The 16,908-nt window shown below is 67.0% G+C and carries 18 protein-coding genes and 1 tRNA gene; 17 read left to right on the forward strand and 2 right to left on the reverse strand.

Features of this window, described 5'->3' with window-relative positions; all coding sequences use genetic code 11:
* The first annotated feature begins 29 nt into the window (after positions 1-29).
* The 11 genes from kdsD to GJG85_RS14790 all read left to right on the forward strand — a co-directional run bounded on the left by kdsD (position 30) and on the right by GJG85_RS14790 (position 9,274).
* Positions 30-1,013, forward strand: a complete 984-nt coding sequence (kdsD, locus tag GJG85_RS14740) for an arabinose 5-phosphate isomerase KdsD (RefSeq protein ID WP_089488829.1) — start codon at positions 30-32, stop codon at positions 1,011-1,013.
* Complete coding sequence (locus GJG85_RS14745; RefSeq protein ID WP_050014885.1) at positions 1,013-1,549, forward strand: HAD family hydrolase; 537 nt, start codon at positions 1,013-1,015, stop codon at positions 1,547-1,549. Before kdsD ends, GJG85_RS14745 begins: the two co-directional genes overlap by 1 nt.
* Positions 1,550-1,552: 3 nt before the next feature.
* Complete coding sequence (lptC, locus tag GJG85_RS14750) at positions 1,553-2,167, forward strand: LPS export ABC transporter periplasmic protein LptC (RefSeq protein WP_012329238.1); 615 nt, start codon at positions 1,553-1,555, stop codon at positions 2,165-2,167.
* Positions 2,168-2,187: 20 nt separating this feature from the next.
* The gene (lptA, locus tag GJG85_RS14755; RefSeq protein WP_050014883.1) at positions 2,188-2,853 is read left to right on the forward strand and encodes a lipopolysaccharide transport periplasmic protein LptA; all 666 of its coding nucleotides are present in this window, start codon (positions 2,188-2,190) and stop codon (positions 2,851-2,853) included.
* Positions 2,850-3,626 carry an LPS export ABC transporter ATP-binding protein gene (gene lptB / locus GJG85_RS14760; RefSeq protein WP_050014881.1) on the forward strand — a complete coding sequence of 259 codons (777 nt, stop codon included), beginning with the start codon at positions 2,850-2,852 and terminating at the stop codon, positions 3,624-3,626. The genes lptA and lptB overlap by 4 nt, the downstream gene beginning before the upstream one ends.
* A gap of 172 nt (positions 3,627-3,798) precedes the next feature.
* Entirely contained in the window at positions 3,799-5,304 is a 1,506-nt protein-coding gene (locus GJG85_RS14765) for an RNA polymerase factor sigma-54 (RefSeq protein ID WP_050014879.1), read from the forward strand.
* 159 nt (positions 5,305-5,463) lie between these two features.
* Entirely contained in the window at positions 5,464-5,823 is a 360-nt protein-coding gene (raiA, locus tag GJG85_RS14770) for a ribosome-associated translation inhibitor RaiA (protein WP_006477786.1), read from the forward strand.
* Positions 5,824-6,017: 194 nt separating this feature from the next.
* Entirely contained in the window at positions 6,018-6,530 is a 513-nt protein-coding gene (locus tag GJG85_RS14775; RefSeq protein WP_027806888.1) for a PTS sugar transporter subunit IIA, read from the forward strand.
* Between the two features lie 129 nt (positions 6,531-6,659).
* Positions 6,660-7,628 carry an HPr(Ser) kinase/phosphatase gene (hprK, locus tag GJG85_RS14780; protein WP_006483133.1) on the forward strand — a complete coding sequence of 323 codons (969 nt, stop codon included), beginning with the start codon at positions 6,660-6,662 and terminating at the stop codon, positions 7,626-7,628.
* 74 nt (positions 7,629-7,702) lie between these two features.
* On the forward strand, positions 7,703-8,611 hold the full coding sequence (rapZ, locus tag GJG85_RS14785) for an RNase adapter RapZ (protein WP_050014875.1): 909 nt from the start codon (positions 7,703-7,705) through the stop codon (positions 8,609-8,611).
* A gap of 27 nt (positions 8,612-8,638) precedes the next feature.
* Positions 8,639-9,274, forward strand: coding sequence for an LON peptidase substrate-binding domain-containing protein (locus GJG85_RS14790; protein WP_050014873.1), 636 nt, complete (start codon positions 8,639-8,641; stop codon positions 9,272-9,274).
* A gap of 104 nt (positions 9,275-9,378) precedes the next feature.
* Here GJG85_RS14790 and mutY read toward each other — a convergent pair whose 3' ends face one another.
* Both mutY and mutM read right to left on the reverse strand, forming a co-directional pair.
* A complete protein-coding gene (gene mutY, locus GJG85_RS14795; RefSeq protein ID WP_050014871.1) occupies positions 9,379-10,485 on the reverse strand; it encodes an A/G-specific adenine glycosylase in 1,107 nt (368 codons plus the stop codon).
* 24 nt (positions 10,486-10,509) lie between these two features.
* Entirely contained in the window at positions 10,510-11,337 is an 828-nt protein-coding gene (mutM, locus tag GJG85_RS14800; protein ID WP_089488831.1) for a bifunctional DNA-formamidopyrimidine glycosylase/DNA-(apurinic or apyrimidinic site) lyase, read from the reverse strand.
* A 246-nt stretch (positions 11,338-11,583) separates the two neighbouring features.
* Here mutM and GJG85_RS14805 point away from each other — a divergent pair, with 246 nt between their 5' ends.
* The 6 genes from GJG85_RS14805 (at position 11,584) to GJG85_RS14830 (ending at position 16,839) form a co-directional block, all read left to right on the forward strand.
* Complete coding sequence (locus GJG85_RS14805) at positions 11,584-13,407, forward strand: tetratricopeptide repeat protein (protein ID WP_050014867.1); 1,824 nt, start codon at positions 11,584-11,586, stop codon at positions 13,405-13,407.
* Complete coding sequence (gene lolB, locus GJG85_RS14810) at positions 13,407-14,027, forward strand: lipoprotein insertase outer membrane protein LolB (RefSeq protein WP_050014865.1); 621 nt, start codon at positions 13,407-13,409, stop codon at positions 14,025-14,027. Before GJG85_RS14805 ends, lolB begins: the two co-directional genes overlap by 1 nt.
* A 27-nt stretch (positions 14,028-14,054) precedes the next feature.
* Positions 14,055-14,936, forward strand: a complete 882-nt coding sequence (gene ispE / locus GJG85_RS14815) for a 4-(cytidine 5'-diphospho)-2-C-methyl-D-erythritol kinase (protein WP_050014863.1) — start codon at positions 14,055-14,057, stop codon at positions 14,934-14,936.
* 55 nt (positions 14,937-14,991) lie between these two features.
* A tRNA-Gln gene (locus GJG85_RS14820) sits at positions 14,992-15,068 on the forward strand.
* Between the two features lie 44 nt (positions 15,069-15,112).
* Positions 15,113-16,075: a ribose-phosphate pyrophosphokinase gene (locus GJG85_RS14825; protein WP_050014861.1), complete on the forward strand. Its 963-nt coding sequence runs from the start codon at positions 15,113-15,115 to the stop codon at positions 16,073-16,075.
* 158 nt (positions 16,076-16,233) lie between these two features.
* Positions 16,234-16,839 (forward strand): 50S ribosomal protein L25/general stress protein Ctc, encoded by a 606-nt coding sequence (locus tag GJG85_RS14830; RefSeq protein ID WP_011546248.1) that lies wholly within the window; start codon positions 16,234-16,236, stop codon positions 16,837-16,839.
* The last annotated feature ends 69 nt before the right edge of the window (positions 16,840-16,908 follow it).

Raw genomic sequence — 16,908 nt, forward strand, 5'->3', positions numbered from 1 at the left:
CGAACAAACGCCTTTGCTATACTCCGCGCATGATAGCGAAAATCAATGATGATCGGGCGCTCGCGCTCGCCCGCGACGTGCTCGACATCGAGGCGGACGCCGTGCGCGCGCTGCGCGACCAGCTCGACGGCGGCTTCGTCGAGGCCGTGGCGCTGCTGCTCGGCTGCCGCGGCCGCGTCGTGGTCTCCGGGATCGGCAAATCGGGGCATATCGCCCGCAAGATCGCAGCCACGCTGGCCAGCACCGGTACGCCGGCCTTCTTTGTCCACCCTGCCGAGGCCAGCCACGGCGACCTCGGGATGGTCACCTCCGACGACGTCTTCATCGGCATCTCCTATTCCGGCGAATCGGAAGAACTCGTCGCGATCCTGCCGCTCGTGAAGCGGATCGGCGCGAAGCTGATCGCGATCACGGGCCGCGCGGGGTCGAGCCTCGGCACGCTCGCCGACGTGCACCTGAACGCCGCGGTGTCGAAGGAAGCGTGCCCGCTGAACCTCGCGCCCACCGCGAGCACGACCGCCGCGCTCGCGCTCGGCGACGCACTCGCCGTCGCCGTGCTCGACGCGCGCGGCTTCGGTTCGGAAGATTTCGCGCGCTCGCATCCGGGCGGCGCGCTCGGCCGGCGCCTGCTCACCTACGTACGCGACGTGATGCGCTCGGGCGACGACGTCCCGTCCGTCGGGCTCGATGCGACGCTGTCGGACGCGCTGTTCCAGATCACCGCGAAGCGCCTCGGCATGACGGCCGTGGTCGACGCCGACGGCAAGGTCGCCGGCATCTTCACCGACGGCGACCTGCGCCGCGTGCTCGCCCGCGACGGCGACTTCCGCACGCTGCCGATCACCGAAGTGATGACGCGCAACCCGCGCACGATCGCGCCGGATCATCTGGCCGTCGAGGCCGTGGAACTGATGGAGCGCCACCGGATCAACCAGATGCTGGTCGTCGATGCCGACGGCGCGCTGATCGGCGCGCTGAACATGCACGACCTGTTTTCGAAGAAGGTGATCTGATGAGCGCAGCGCTGACTGCGGCCGAACGCGCGAGCCGCGTGAAGCTGATGATTTTCGACGTCGACGGCGTGCTGACCGACGGCGGCCTGCTGTTTACCGCGGCCGGCGACGCGATGAAGTCGTTCAATTCGCTCGACGGCCACGGCGTGAAGCTGCTCGGCGAAGCCGGCATCGCGACCGCGATCATCACGGGCCGCCGCTCGGAGATCGTCGCGGCGCGCGCGAAGGAAATGAAGATCGCGCACCTGTTCCAGGGCGTCGAGAACAAGCTCGCCGTGTTCGCCGACCTGATCGCGTCGCTCGGCCTGACGGCCGACGCATGCGGCTACATGGGCGACGACTGGCCCGACCTGCCGGTGCTGCTGCGCTGCGGCTTCGCGACGGCCCCCGCGAACGCGCACCCCGAGGTGATCGCCCGCGCGCACTGGGTCGCCGAGGCCCGCGGCGGCCACGGCGCCGTGCGCGAGGTCTGCGATGCGATCCTGCGCGCGCAGCGCCGCTACGACGCGCTGCTCGCCGCCGCCTGCGGAGCCTGACCGATGAGCACGCATTTCCGCTGGACCCAGATGCTGCCGCTCGCCGCGGTCGCTGCGCTCGCGGGCGTCACCTGGTGGCTGCTGCAGGCCACGCTGCCGCCGCCCGGCGAGGGCGTCGCGCAGCCGAAACGCCACACGCCCGACTATTTCGCGGACAACTTCTCGGTCACCGAGCTCGACCAGACCGGCACGACCCAGTACCGGCTGACGGCCGCGAAGCTGGTTCATTACGAAGACACGGAAGGCAGCGACCTGACCGATCCGGCCATGCGCGCGTTCCAGCCCGGCAAGCCGGTCGTGACGACCACCGCGAAGCGCGGCACCGTCAACGGCGACGTGTCGATCGTCGATTTGTACGACGATGCACGCATCCTGCGCGCGGCCGGCGGCGGTGATCCGCAGATGCAGGCCGATTCGCAGCATTTCCGGATCTTCGTCAATGACGATGTGATCCAGACCGAAAAGCCGGTTAAACTTCAGCGCGGCCTGTCGCTCGTCAACGCGACCGACGGCATGAAGTACAACAACGTCACCCGGGTCATCGAGCTTTACGGCAACGTGCGCGGCACGATTGCCGCGGCGGACACGTCCGGCGGCTCGAAAGGTCAACCCAAGTGACGCATCCCTCACGTGACTGCATGAACGAACCGTTCCCTCGACTGATTTCCGGCGGCGCTGCGCGCGCCGTCCGCGCCGCGCTCGCCGCGACGCTCGTGGCGCTCCCGCTCGTCGGGCTGGCGCCGCTCGCCCATGCCGAGAAGGCCGACCAGAACAAGCCGATCAACGTCGAGGCCGACAACCTGACCTACGACGACCTGAAGCAGGTCACGGTCGCGACCGGCAACGTCGTGATCACGAAGGGCACGATCATCATCAAGGGCGATCGCGTCGAAGTGCGCCAGGACCCGGAAGGCTATCAGTACGCGACGTCGTTCGGCAGCGGCAAGAAGCACGCGACGTTCCGCCAGAAGCGCGAAGGCCTCGACGAATACATCGACGGCGACGCCGAGCGCATCGACTACGACGGCAAGCAGGACCTGACCACGCTGACCACCGCCGCGACCGTGCGCCGCCTGCAGGGCACGTCGACGGTCGCCGACACCGTGCACGGCAGCGTGATCACGTACGACGGCCAGCGCGACTTCTACACCGCGAAGGGCGGCAAGGACGTCGCGGCGCCGGGCAACCCGAACGGCCGCGTGCGCGCGATGCTGTCGCCGAAGAACGGCGGCCCCGCGCCGCTGAACGGCGCGCCGGCCAAGCTGTCGCCGTCGACCACGATCCAGGGAGCACCGGGCCAATGAACGCGCTTCCGAACCGCCAGCCGGCCGGCACGACGAGTTCGCTCGTCGTCCGCAACCTGAAGAAGCGCTATGGCTCGCGCACGGTCGTCAAGGACGTGTCGCTCGACGTGAAGAGCGGCGAAGTCGTCGGCCTGCTCGGCCCGAACGGCGCCGGCAAGACCACGTCGTTCTACATGATCGTCGGCCTCGTGCCGACGGACGCGGGCGAGATCTCGCTGAACGGCAGCTCGATCGGCCTGCTGCCGATCCACAAGCGCGCATCGCTCGGCCTGTCGTACCTGCCGCAGGAAGCGTCCGTGTTCCGCAAGCTGACCGTCGAGGAAAACATCCGCGCGGTGCTCGAGCTGCAGTACGGCGAGGACGGCAAGCGCCTGTCGAAGGACGCGATTTCGTCGCGCACCGAAGCGCTGCTCGACGAGCTGCAGATCGGCCACCTGCGCGAAAACCCCGCGCTGTCGCTGTCGGGCGGCGAACGGCGCCGCGTCGAAATCGCGCGCGCGCTCGCGACCAACCCGAACTTCATCCTGCTCGACGAACCGTTCGCCGGCGTCGACCCGATCGCGGTGCTCGAGATCCAGAAGATCGTCAAGTTCCTGAAGCAGCGCAACATCGGCGTGCTGATCACGGACCACAACGTCCGCGAAACGCTCGGCATCTGCGACCACGCGTACATCATCAGCGACGGGTCGGTGCTGGCCGCCGGCGCGCCGAGCGAAATCATCGAAAACGAAAGCGTGCGCCGCGTGTACCTCGGCGAACACTTCCGCATGTAACGTCCTCCTCGTGGCTGGCTGCACCCCGCCCGGCATCGCCGCGCGGGGCTGCGCCCCGCTTTGCATCCACGCCCGCGGCCCTGCCCGCGGCCGGGCGGCGCGCCGCGCGTAATCGCGGATGGCTCAATGCGCCTGGGTCGTGGCAAACTGCCGGTATGACTCCCTCCTTGCCATGAAAGCCAGCCTTCAACTCCGCCTGTCGCAACATCTTGCGCTGACGCCTCAGCTGCAGCAGTCGATCCGGCTCCTGCAGTTGTCGACGCTCGAATTGCAGCAGGAAGTCGCGATGGCCGTCGCGCAGAATCCGCTGCTCGAGAACGACGACGAATGGATCGCCAGCCCGCTGCGCGTCGCGGCGGACGGATCGCTGATCGCGCAGACGCCGCCCGCACAGAACACCGAGCCGGCCGCGACGAACGGCAGCAGCACGTCCAGCGACCGCGCCGAGCGCGACGAGCCGGCCGGCGCCGACGAATACGACGGTTACGGGCCCGGCGACGGCAACGACGGCCCGCAGTGGAACCTCGACGAATACGGCCGCTCGAGCGGCGCGTCCGACGACGACGACCTGCCGCCGCTGCAGGTGCAGGAAGCCGCGACGTCGCTGCGCGACCACCTCGCCGCGCAATTGCGCGTCACGCAAGCCGGCCCGCGCGATCGCGCGCTCGTGATGTTCCTGATCGAATCGCTCGACGACGACGGCTACCTGACCGCCACGCTCGACGAAGTGCTCGCCGACCTGCCGCCCGAACTGGAAATCGACTGCGACGAACTGAACGCGGCGCTCGCGCTGCTGCACAGCTTCGACCCGGCCGGCGTCGGCGCGCGCTCGGCGTCCGAATGCCTGAAGCTGCAGCTGCTGCGCCTCGATCCGTCCCCCACGCGCACGCTCGCGCTCGAGATCGTGTCGCAGCATCTCGAACTGCTCGCCGCACGCGACTTCACCCGGTTGCGCAAGCACCTGAAGGCGAGCGACGATGCGCTGCGCGACGCGCACGCGCTGATCCGCTCGCTGGAGCCGTTCCCCGGCGCCGCGTACGGCAAGGCCGAGGCCGACTACGTCGTGCCCGACATCATCGTGAAGAAGGCCGGCCAGGGCTGGCTCGCGGAGCTCAATCCGGAGGTCGTGCCGCGCCTGCGGATCAACAACCTGTACGCGAACATCCTGCGCAACAGCCGCGGCGATCCGTCGGCCGGATCGCTGAAACAGCAGCTCCAGGAAGCGCGCTGGCTGATCAAGAATATCCAGCAGCGATTCGACACGATCCTGCGTGTCGCGCAGGCTATTGTCGAGCGTCAAAAGAACTTCTTTGCGCACGGTGAAATTGCCATGCGCCCCTTGGTTTTGCGGGAAATAGCTGATACGCTGGGCCTACACGAGTCGACTGTCAGCCGTGTGACAACCGGGAAGTACATGCTGACCCCGTTCGGGACGCTTGAATTTAAGTACTTCTTCGGATCTCACGTCTCGACCGACACCGGTGGCGCCGCGTCGTCGACCGCCATCCGAGCCCTCATCAAGCAACTGATAGGAGCTGAAGACCCAAAATCGCCACTTTCGGACAGCCGCATTGCCGAGCTGCTGGCAGAACAGGGTTTCGTGGTCGCGCGCCGCACGGTTGCGAAATATCGCGAAGCCCTCAAGATCCCGGCAGTGAATCTGCGCAAGTCTCTTTAAGCCTGCTGCCTGCCCGGCGGCAGGCGTGTCCCGACCACCGCGCACACGGGGAACAGGCCGGGCGACCTGTCCGCGATACGCCGCCTTCGTGCGGCACGGGCAAGTCGACCGGAGCGCCGCCTCGATGCGGCCGGGTGGTCACTCGCTTGGAGAAGCACTATGAACCTGAAGATCAGTGGACATCATCTCGAAGTCACGCCTGCCATTCGCGAATACGTGATCACCAAGCTGGACCGGGTGCTACGGCATAGCGATCAGGTGATCGATGGCACTGTGATCCTCTCGGTCGACAACCACAAGGAAAAGGACAAGCAGCAGCGCGCGGAAATCAACCTGCACCTGAAGGGCAAGGACATCTTCGTCGAAAGCGCGAACGGCAATCTGTATGCCGCGATCGATCTGTTGATCGACAAGCTGGATCGCCAGGTCGTCAAGCACATGGAGCGCCTGCAAACGCATGCGCACGATCCGATCAAGCTGCAGCCGTCGATCGACCAGATCGAACTGCCGCCGCAATAACCGTCACCGCAACACGCACGCCGCCCGGTTCGCCGGGCGTTTTTTTTGCCACGCCGAGCACAGGTGCAACCGGTCCGTCCGTGCTGCGCCACGCACGCGGCTGTGCTCTATAATGTTCCGGTTATCGCCGGGGGGTGTTGGATGCGGTAGCGGCGTTGCAGGTTGCCATGCCACATGCCTTGATATCGCCGAACATGGAAAATCAGTCCGCCGCCGCAAGGAGACCCCAGGCCGCCCAATCGCCTGCCAACATGAATCGCCTAGCCAAAATCCTGCCCATAGAGAACGTCGTCATCGACCTCTCGGTCACCAGCAAGAAACGCGTCTTCGAACAAGCCGGGCTGATGTTCGAGAATCAGAACGGCATCGGTCGCAGCACCGTCACGGACAACCTGTTCGCGCGCGAGCGCCTCGGTTCGACCGGGCTCGGCGAAGGTGTCGCGATTCCGCACGGCCGCATCAAGGGCCTCAAGCATCCGCTCGCCGCGTTCGTCCGCCTCGCCGATGCGATCCCGTTCGAAGCGCCCGACGGCCAGCCTGTCGGCCTCCTGATCTTCCTGCTCGTCCCCGAGCAAGCCACCCAGCAGCACCTCGAGATCCTGTCGGAAATCGCGCAACTGCTGTCCGATCGCGACGCGCGCGAGCGTCTGCACAACGAAACGGATATCGCCGAGTTGCATCGCCTGCTCACTCAGTGGCAACCTTGAGTTGTTCCGGGCGGAATATTTCCCCGTACGAGGCGGCACGCGCCGCCGTCCAGGGCCGCCCGGCGCCGGCCCGGCATGGCGACGTCCGTCGCCGCGCGCCCGCGCCGGCCCATTGGAGTGACGAGAGTCATGGATACGTCCAGCATCAACGCCCAGAGCATCTTCGACGACAACGCAGCGACGCTGAAACTGAGCTGGCTGACGGGGCATGAAGGCTGGGAACGCGGCTTTTCGGCCGACACGGTCGGCAACGCAACGTCCAGCGCCGACCTCGTCGGCCACCTGAACCTGATCCACCCGAACCGGATCCAGGTGCTCGGCGAAGCCGAAATCGACTACTACCAGCGCCAGACCGACGAAGACCGCTCGCGCCACATGGCCGAGCTGATCGCACTCGAACCGCCGTTCCTCGTCGTCGCCGGCGGCGCCGCGGCGCCGCCCGAGCTGGTGCTGCGCTGCACGCGCTCGTCCACGCCGCTGTTCACGACGCCGATGTCGGCCGCCGCGGTGATCGACAGCCTGCGGCTCTACATGTCGCGCATCCTCGCGCCGCGCGCGACGCTGCACGGCGTGTTCCTCGACATCCTCGGGATGGGCGTGCTGCTGACCGGCGATTCGGGTCTCGGCAAGAGCGAGCTCGGCCTCGAGCTGATCAGCCGCGGCCATGGCCTCGTCGCCGACGACGCGGTCGATTTCGTCCGTCTTGGCCCCGATTTCGTCGAAGGGCGCTGCCCGCCGCTGCTGCAGAACCTGCTCGAAGTGCGCGGCCTCGGCCTGCTCGACATCAAGACGATCTTCGGCGAAACCGCGGTACGGCGGAAAATGAAGCTGAAGCTGATCGTCCAGCTCGTGCGGCGCCCCGACGGCGAATTCCAGCGCCTGCCGCTCGAAAGCCAGACCGTCGACGTGCTCGGCTTGCCGATCAGCAAGGTCACGATCCAGGTCGCAGCCGGCCGCAACCTCGCGGTGCTCGTCGAGGCGGCCGTCCGGAACACGATCCTGCAGTTGCGCGGAATCGACACGTTGCGCGATTTCATGGATCGGCAACGACTCGCGATGCAGGACCCCGACAGTCAGTTCCCCGGCAAACTGGTGTAACCCGCACGCGCCGGCCGCGCAACGCCGACGCGTCGAGCCGGTGCTATGATGAAACGTCAGGATTCTCTGTTCCCATGCGCATCGTCCTCATCACCGGCATCTCCGGCTCAGGCAAGTCCGTCGCGCTGAACGCGCTCGAAGACGCAGGCTATTACTGCGTCGACAACCTGCCGCCGCACGTGCTCCCCGAACTCGCCCGCTACCTCGCGCAGGACGGCCAGCGCCGGCTCGCGGTCGCGATCGACGCGCGCTCGAGCGCGTCGCTCGACGAAATGCCCGGCCTGATCCGCGAACTGTCCCGCGAGCACGACGTGCGCGTGCTGTTCCTCAACGCGAGCACCCAGGCGCTGATCCAGCGCTTCTCCGAAACGCGCCGCCGCCATCCGCTGTCCGGCTCGCGGTCGCACGATGCGGACGTCGGCCTGCTGTCGTCGCTCGAGGAAGCGATCGAGCGCGAGCGCGAGCTCGTCGCGCCGCTCGCCGAATTCGGCCATCAGATCGACACCAGCACGCTGCGCGCGAACGCGCTGCGCACCTGGGTCAAGCGCTTCATCGAGCAGAAGAACAACGACCTGATGGTGATGTTCGAATCGTTCGGCTTCAAGCGCGGCGTGCCGCTCGACGCCGACCTGATGTTCGACGTGCGCGCGCTGCCGAACCCGTACTACGACCACGAGCTGCGCCCGCTCACCGGGCTCGACCAGCCGGTCATCGCCTTTCTCGACGCACTGCCGATCGTCCACCAGATGATCGACGACATCCATGCGTTCCTGATGAAATGGCTGCCGCACTTCCGCGACGACAACCGCAGCTATCTGACCGTCGCCATCGGCTGCACGGGCGGCCAGCATCGCTCGGTGTTCATCGCGGAAACGCTCGCCGCGCGCCTCGCGCGCGACGCGAACGTGATCGTGCGGCATCGTGACGCGCCAGTGGATGTCGACGCGTCGTCGCGGCTCGTCTCCGAGGTCGACCGACCCTAGCGACACCCGCCCCCACGCCCGCGCGCCATGTCCTCCCTATCGACCACCCTGATCGACCTGCCGCTGTTTCCGCTGCACACGGTGCTGTTTCCCGGAGGGCTGCTCCCGCTCAAGGTGTTCGAGGCGCGCTATCTCGACATGTCGCGCGCCTGCCTGCGCGACGACGCACCGTTCGGCGTGTGCCTGCTCAAGAGCGGGCCCGAAGTCGCGCAGGATGGCGCGGTGTCGGTGCCCGAGACCATCGGCTGCATGGCCCGCATCACCGAGTGCGATACCGGCGAATTCGGGATGCTGTATCTGCAGGCGGTCGGTACGCAGCGTTTCGAGCTGCTGTCGTATCGCGTCGAAGGCAACGGGCTGCTGGTCGGCATCGCGGAGCCGCTGCCCGACGACATCCCGCTCGAAGGCGAACAGGCGCTCGCGCAGTTCGGCTCGTGCGCCGAGGTGCTCGAGCGCATCATCGACGCGCTGAAGAAATCCGATCCGCAGAAAATGCCGTTCGGCGAACCGTTCCGCCTCGACGATCCGAGCTGGGTAGCGAATCGCCTCGCGGAACTGCTGCCGCTCGACCTGCGCGCGCGGCAGAAGCTGATGGAGTTTCCGGACGTCGGCGCGCGCATCGACGCCGTGCACCACGTGCTCGACCGGCACGGCTGGCTGTAGCGACCGCTCGCGCATCGCGCGTCGCGCCCACCCGAAGGGCTTTCCTGCGTGCGACAACGCCGCGCCTTCCCGAACGCGGCCCGCGCCGCGCCCTTCCCCGTTCGTTACAGCAGCGGCCCGCTCAGCGCATCGAGCAGCTTGCGCACGGGCGCCGGCACGCCGTACGCGTCGAGCCGGCTCAGCGGCACCCACGCTGTGTCCGCGTCCCGCGCCTGCGACGGCAGGCCGCCGCCGTCCGCCAGATCGCTCAGCCGCGGCTCGATCTCGAGCCGGAAATGCGTGAACGTATGCGTGAGCGGCGCGAGCGGCACCGTGCCGCCGCCGCCGAAGCCGCGCGCGAGATCCGCGAGCGCGGCATCGCCGTCCGCTTGCGGCAGGCTCCACAGGCCGCCCCAGATGCCGGTCGGCGGCCGTCGCTCGAGCAGCACGGCGTCGCCGTCGCGCAGCACGAGCATCCACGTCTTGCGCGTCGGCACGGCCTTCTTCGGCCGCGCGGCCGGCAGTTCGCGCTGGCGGCCGGTCGATTGCGCGACGCAGTCGCCCGCGAACGGGCAGCGCGCGCAGTCGGGCTTGCCGCGCACGCACAGCGTCGCGCCCAGATCCATCAGCCCCTGCGTGTACGCGCTCACGTCGGCCGCGTTCGCGGCATCGGGCAGCAGCGATTCGGCGAGCGCCCACATGTCGTTCTCGACCCGCTTCTCGCCCGGAAAGCCCTCGACGCCGAATACCCGCGCGAGCACGCGCTTCACGTTGCCGTCGAGGATCGTCGCGCGCGCGCCGTACGCAAACGACGCGATCGCGGCAGCCGTCGAGCGGCCGATACCGGGCAGTTCGGCCAGCGCGTCGGGTGTCGCCGGAAACGCGCCGCCGTGCTCGGCGACGACGACCTGCGCGCAGCGGTGCAGGTTGCGTGCGCGCGAGTAGTAGCCGAGCCCCGCCCACAGCGCCATCACGTCGTCGGTCGGCGCGGCCGCGAGCGCGGCGACGTCGGGGTAGCGGTCGAGAAAACGCGTGTAATACGGGATGACGGTCGACACCTGCGTCTGCTGCAGCATGATTTCCGACAGCCAGATCCGGTACGGATCGCGGGTGTTCTGCCAGGGCAGGTCATGGCGGCCATGCTCGCGCTGCCACGCGACGAGACGCGTGGCGAACGTGCGGTGCAGCGGCGTGACGGGGAACGGAGCGGGGGCGATGCGGGGCGGCTTCAAGTTGTCTGATCGTGGAAAAGGGTTTCAACGCTGGCACGTCGGGCAGAAATAGGTCGACCGCTGGCCCTGCACGATCTGGCGGATCGATGTGCCGCAGACGCGGCACGGCTGGCCGGCGCGATCGTAGACCAAGCAGTCGAGCTGGAAGTAGCCGCTTTCGCCGTTGCTGCCGACGAAATCGCGCAACGTGCTGCCGCCGCGCTCGATCGCGTCGGCGAGCGTCGCGCGCACCGCATCGGCCAGCCGCTCGTAGCGCGGCAGCGACACCTTGCCGGCGGCCGTCGTCGGCCGGATGCCGGCGCGAAACAGGCTCTCCGACGCATAGATGTTGCCGACGCCGACGACCATGTCGCCCGCGAGCAGCGCCTGCTTGACCGACACCGTGCGGCCGCGCGTGCGCGCATGCAGCAGCGCGCCGGTGAACGCCGGCGAGAACGGCTCGACGCCGAGGCTCGCGAGCAGCGGATGCGCATGCACGTCGCCGGCTTCGCGCGGGTGCCACAGCACGGCGCCGAAGCGGCGCGGATCGCGGAACCGCAGCACGAATTCGTCGAAGATCCAGTCGATGTGATCGTGCTTCGCGGCGACCGGCACGCCGGCCGCGGGCAGCACGCGCAGCGTGCCGGTCATCCCGAGATGGACGATGAACCAGCCGGCATCGACTTCGAACAGCAGGTACTTGCCGCGGCGCTCGACGGCGAGCACCTCGCGCGCGCGCAACTGCTCGGCGAGCCCCGCCGGCACGGGCCAGCGCAGCATCGCGGTACGGACGTCGACACGCTCGACGCGGCGGCCCGCGACAAAGGGCTCGATGCCCCGGCGCGTGACTTCGACTTCTGGCAACTCTGGCATGTTTTGCGGGTCTGAGGCTACGGTCTGCTTACATGGGGAACGCGCATGCGCCGCCGCGAGAACGGCCGTTCTCGCGGCGACCCCGAATTAAACACGGGAATGCCCGAAATCGCCGGCCTGGCAGCACGCGAGGCGGGCGATTTCGGGCATTCGCATGGGGATTCCGCAGGTAAGCGGACCCTATCACGATCGTGCGTGTATTGTAGCGAGCGCGTTACAATCGGTTGAAACATCGAACGGATTTCCATGACTCTGCCCTCGAAGCTGCTTCAGAAGCGCCCCGCCGCCGTGCGCGGCGCGCGCGCCTTCCCGGTCCGCCGTGCACTCGGTGCCGCGCTGTTTGCCGCCTGGACCCTCACCGCCTTTCCGGCCCACGCGCAGGCTCCGGCATCGGACGACGCGGAGCCGCAGGGTGCGTTCGAGCATGTGATGCCGGACGAGCAGAAGAATCTCCCCGGCGTGCCGCTGACGAGCCAGATCGTCTATCAGGTGCTCGCGGCCGAGGTCGCGCTCCAGCGCAACCAGCCGGCACCGGCGTACCAGACCTACCTCGCGCTTGCCCGCGACACGCGCGATCCGCGCATGGCGCAGCGCGCGACCGAAATCGCGCTCGGCGCGCAGAGCCCGGCCGACGCACTGTCCGCCGCGAACCTGTGGCGTCAGTACGCGCCGGATTCGAACCGCGCGTCGCAGGTCGACGCCGCGCTGCTGGTGCTCGCCGGCAAGCCGGCCGACGCGCAGCCGATGCTCGCGCGCGAGCTGGCCCGCGCGACCGGCGACACGCGCGGCCCGGCGATCCTCGCGCTGCAGGCGCTGCTCGTGCGCGGCCCCGACCGCGTCGGCGGCCTCGCGGTGCTGAAGGACATGCTGAAGAACGACATGAATCGCCCCGAGGCGCAGCTCGCGATCGCGCGGCAGCAGCTCGCGGTCGACGACAAGGACGGCGCCGCGCAATCGCTGAAGCAGGCGCTGCAGATCCGCCCCGACTACCTGCCGGCGGCGCTGATGCTGTCGCAGATGGGGCCGGCGGAGCGCGCGGCGGGCATCGCGTCGTTCGAGAAGTATGTTCAGCAGAATCCGAAGTCGCGCGACGCGCGGCTCGCGCTGTCGCAGCTCTATCTCGCCGACGATCGCCTCGACGACGCGCAGAAGCAGTTCGAGACGATGCGCAAGCTCGACGCGAAGGATCCGACGCCGCTGATGGCGCTCGCGCTGATCAAGATCCAGCAGAAGAAACTCGACGAGGCGACCGGCTACCTGAAGCAGTACGTGCAGCTCGGCGACAAGCAGCCGAACCTCGACGTCGGCCAGGGCTACATCTACCTCGCGCAGATCGCGATCGACCAGAACAACGACGCGCAGGCGTCGCAATGGCTCGACAAGGTCGACCAGACGAGCCAGCATTACCTGCCCGCGCAGATCACGCGTGCGCAACTGCTGCAGAAACAGGGCAAGACCGACGAGGCGCGCAAGGTGCTCGACAACCTGCCGATCTCCGATCCGCGCGACGCGGCCGTGGTCGCGCGCACCGATGCGTCGATCCTGTTCACCGCGAAGCGCTATCCGGAAGCGGAAGCGCGGCTCGGGCAAGCGGTCCAGGACTTCCCGGACGATCCCGACCTGCGCTACGACTACGCGATGGCGGCCGAAAAGACCGGCCACTACGCGACGATGGAAAAGCAGTTGCGCGAGCTGATCCGTACGCAGCCCGACAACCCGCAGGCCTACAACGCGCTCGGCTATTCGCTCGCCGACCGCAACCAGCGGCTGCCCGAGGCCAGCAAGCTGATCGACAAGGCGATGACGCTCGCGCCGAACGACGCGTACATCATGGACAGCCTCGGCTGGGTGAAGTACCGGATGGGCGACACGGCCGGCGCGACGAAGGTGCTGCAGCGTGCATACGAACTGCAGCCGAACGCCGAGATCGGCGCGCATCTCGGCGAAGTGCTGTGGAAGAGCGGCGCGCAGGACGACGCGCGCAACGCGTTGCGTGCCGCGCAGAAGCTCGAGCCCGACAACGAAACGCTCGTGCAGACGCTCAAACGCCTGCAGATCAACGGCCTCTGATGCGGATGCTCCCGATGTTTTCCCGGTTCTCCCGCGCGCAGCGCATGCTGGCCGCGGCCGGCGCGGCGCTTGCGCTCGCCGGCTGCGCGAGCACGCCGCCGTCGGCCAACGCGCCGACGGGCGCCGCGCTGCAGACAGCGGCGACGCATGCGTACCATGGCCGCTTCGCGGTGCGGTACGACGATCGTCTCGGCAACCCGCAGAACGTGTACGGCAACTTCGACTGGCAGGAGCACGGCGACGACGTGTCGCTCGAGCTGCGCAGCCCGCTCGGCCAGACGCTCGCGGTCGTGAAATCGTCCCCGCGCGCGGCGTCGCTCGAATTGCCGAACCGCCCGACCCAATATGCGCCCGACGTCGGCGACCTGATGCAGAAAACGCTCGGCTTCGAGCTGCCGCTCGCGGGCCTGCGCTATTGGCTGCTGCCGACCGCCGCGCCCGCGACGCCCGCGGAAACCGTGCGCGACCCGGCCGACGGCACGCGCATCAAGCAGTTGCACCAGGACGGCTGGACGATCGACTACCTTGCCTACGCGGATGCCCCGGCCACGGGCGTCAAACGCGTCAACCTCGTGCGCGCGACGCCGCCGCTCGACATCAAGCTCGTGCTCGATCAGTGAGCACGCGCGCCTAGCCCCGATACCCGCATGACCGATTCGACCCGCTCGCTGCGCAACTGCCTGGCGCCCGCGAAACTCAACCTGTTCCTGCACATCACCGGCCGTCGTCCGAACGGCTATCACGATCTGCAGAGCGTATTCCAGCTGCTGAACTGGGGCGATACGCTGCACTTCACGCGGCGCGACGACGGCCGCGTCGCACGCGTCACCGACGTGCCCGGCGTGCCCGAGGAAAGCGATCTCGTCGTGCGCGCGGCGAACCTGCTGAAAGCGCATACGGGCACCGCGCACGGCGTCGACATCGAGATCGACAAGATCCTGCCGATGGGCGCCGGCCTCGGCGGCGGCAGTTCCGACGCGGCGACGACGCTGCTCGCGCTGAACCGCCTGTGGCAACTCGATGTGCCGCGCGCCGAACTCCAGTCGCTCGCGGTCAAACTCGGCGCCGACGTCCCGTTTTTTATTTTCGGAAAAAATGCGTTCGCAGAGGGTATCGGAGAAGAATTAGCTGAGGTACAATTGCCGACTCGCTGGTTCTTGGTTGTGACGCCACGCGTTCATGTCCCGACCGCTGAAATATTTTCAGATGAGTTGTTGACAAGAGATACGAAGCCCGTCACAATTGCTGACTTTCTTGCACAGCAAACCAGCGATGCGGAATGGCCAGACAGCTTCGGCCGGAACGATATGCAGGAAGTTGTAACAAGGAAGTACGCGGAAGTTGCGCAGGTGGTCAAATGGTTGTATGATGTGACCCCCGCGAGGATGACCGGCTCCGGAGCAAGCGTGTTTGCAGCGTTTCACAGCAAGCACGAGGCAGAAGCGGCGAAAGCCAAGCTGCCCGCCAGTTGGAACGGCGCAGTTGCCGAGAGTCTGAACGAGCATCCGCTCTTCGCTTTCGCGTCATGAAGTTTTACTTTGCCGAACGGCCTACACAAGTTCGGTGAAGTTATCAGTTAAGTGTAGGGGAGTCGCCAAGTTGGTCAAGGCACCGGATTTTGATTCCGGCATGCGAGGGTTCGAGTCCTTCCTCCCCTGCCAAAAATTTTCCCGCATTTCCCGCCCAAGCCTGAAGCAGGTGCACGATGAGCAGCCACAGCCATGATGGCCTGATGGTCTTTACTGGCAACGCGAATCCCGCGCTCGCCCAGGAAGTCGTCAGTATCCTTGGTATTCCCCTCGGCAAAGCGATGGTCAGCCGTTTCTCCGACGGCGAGATCCAGGTCGAGATCCAGGAAAACGTGCGCGGCAAGGACGTCTTCGTCCTGCAATCCACGTGCGCACCGGCGAACGACAATCTGATGGAACTGATGATCATGGTCGATGCGCTCAAGCGCGCATCCGCCGGCCGGATCACCGCTGCCATCCCCTACTTCGGCTATGCCCGTCAAGATCGCCGCCCGCGTTCGGCGCGCGTCGCGATCTCGGCGAAGATCGTCGCGAACATGCTGGAAATCGCCGGCGTCGAGCGGATCATCACGATGGATCTGCACGCCGACCAGATTCAGGGCTTCTTCGACATCCCGGTCGACAACATCTACGCGACGCCGATCCTGCTGGGCGACCTGCGCAAGCAGAACTATTCGGATCTGCTCGTCGTGTCGCCGGACGTCGGCGGCGTGGTGCGTGCCCGGGCGCTCGCGAAGCAGCTGAACTGCGATCTCGCGATCATCGACAAGCGTCGTCCGAAGGCGAACGTCGCCGAAGTGATGAACATCATCGGTGAAGTCGAAGGCCGCACCTGCGTGATCATGGACGACATGGTCGATACGGCCGGCACGCTGTGCAAGGCCGCCCAAGTGCTGAAGGATCGCGGCGCGAAGCAGGTTTTTGCCTACGCGACGCATCCGGTGCTGTCGGGCGGCGCCGCAGATCGCATCGCCGCATCGGCACTCGACGAGCTGGTCGTCACCGATACGATCCCGCTGTCGGCCGAATCGCTGGCATGCTCGAAGATCCGCTCGCTGACGAGCGCGAGCCTGCTGGCCGAGACGTTCTCGCGGATTCGCCGCGGCGATTCGGTGATGTCGCTGTTCGCGGAATCCTGATCGCGAATCGACGGAACAAAGCATGCGCGGAAAGCGAAGCGGCAACGCTTCGCTTTTTGCACAATCGGACGGGATAGACGAAACCCCGGCCGTTTCATCGGGGGCCGCTTGATGGCCCCGTTTTACTGCCTGGTCGCGGGCAGCACATGGAGAATCACATGAAAGTCGTCGCTTTCGAGCGCCAACAGCAAGGTACGGGTGCGAGCCGCCGCCTGCGCAACGCCGGTAAGACCACGGGTATCGTCTACGGTGGCGAAGCAGCCCCGCAAAAGATCGAACTGGATCACAACGCGCTGTGGCATGCACTGAAGAAGGAAGCCTTCCACTCGTCGATCCTCGACCTGGAAGTCGCTGGCCAGTCGCAACAGGTTCTGCTGCGCGACGTGCAATATCACCCGTTCAAGCAACTCGTGCTGCACGTGGACTTCCAACGCGTCGACGCGAAGAAGAAGCTGCACACGAAGGCACCGCTGCACTTCCTGAACGCAGAAGTCAGCCCGGCCGTGAAGCTGTCGAGCGCGATCGTTTCGCACGTCGCGACGGAAATCGAAATCGAGTGCCTGCCGGCTGACCTGCCGGAGTTCCTCGAAGTCGACCTGTCGAAGATCGAAGCCGGTCAATCGCTGCACGCGAAGGACATCGCGCTGCCGAAGGGCGTCGCGCTGGTCGCGCACGTCGACGCGGAAAACCCGGTCATCGCTTCGGCGACGGTCCCGGCGGGTGCCGTGTCGGACGCAGCAGAAGGCGAAACGCCGGCTGCCTAAGCGGCTGCCTGCACGCCCCATCGATCCGTTTCACGAAACGGTCGACGCAACCCGCCGCGGCTTGCCCGG

It is taken from the genome of Burkholderia sp. MS389, from assembly GCF_016899425.1.
Taxonomy (GTDB): Bacteria; Pseudomonadota; Gammaproteobacteria; order Burkholderiales; family Burkholderiaceae; genus Burkholderia; species Burkholderia sola.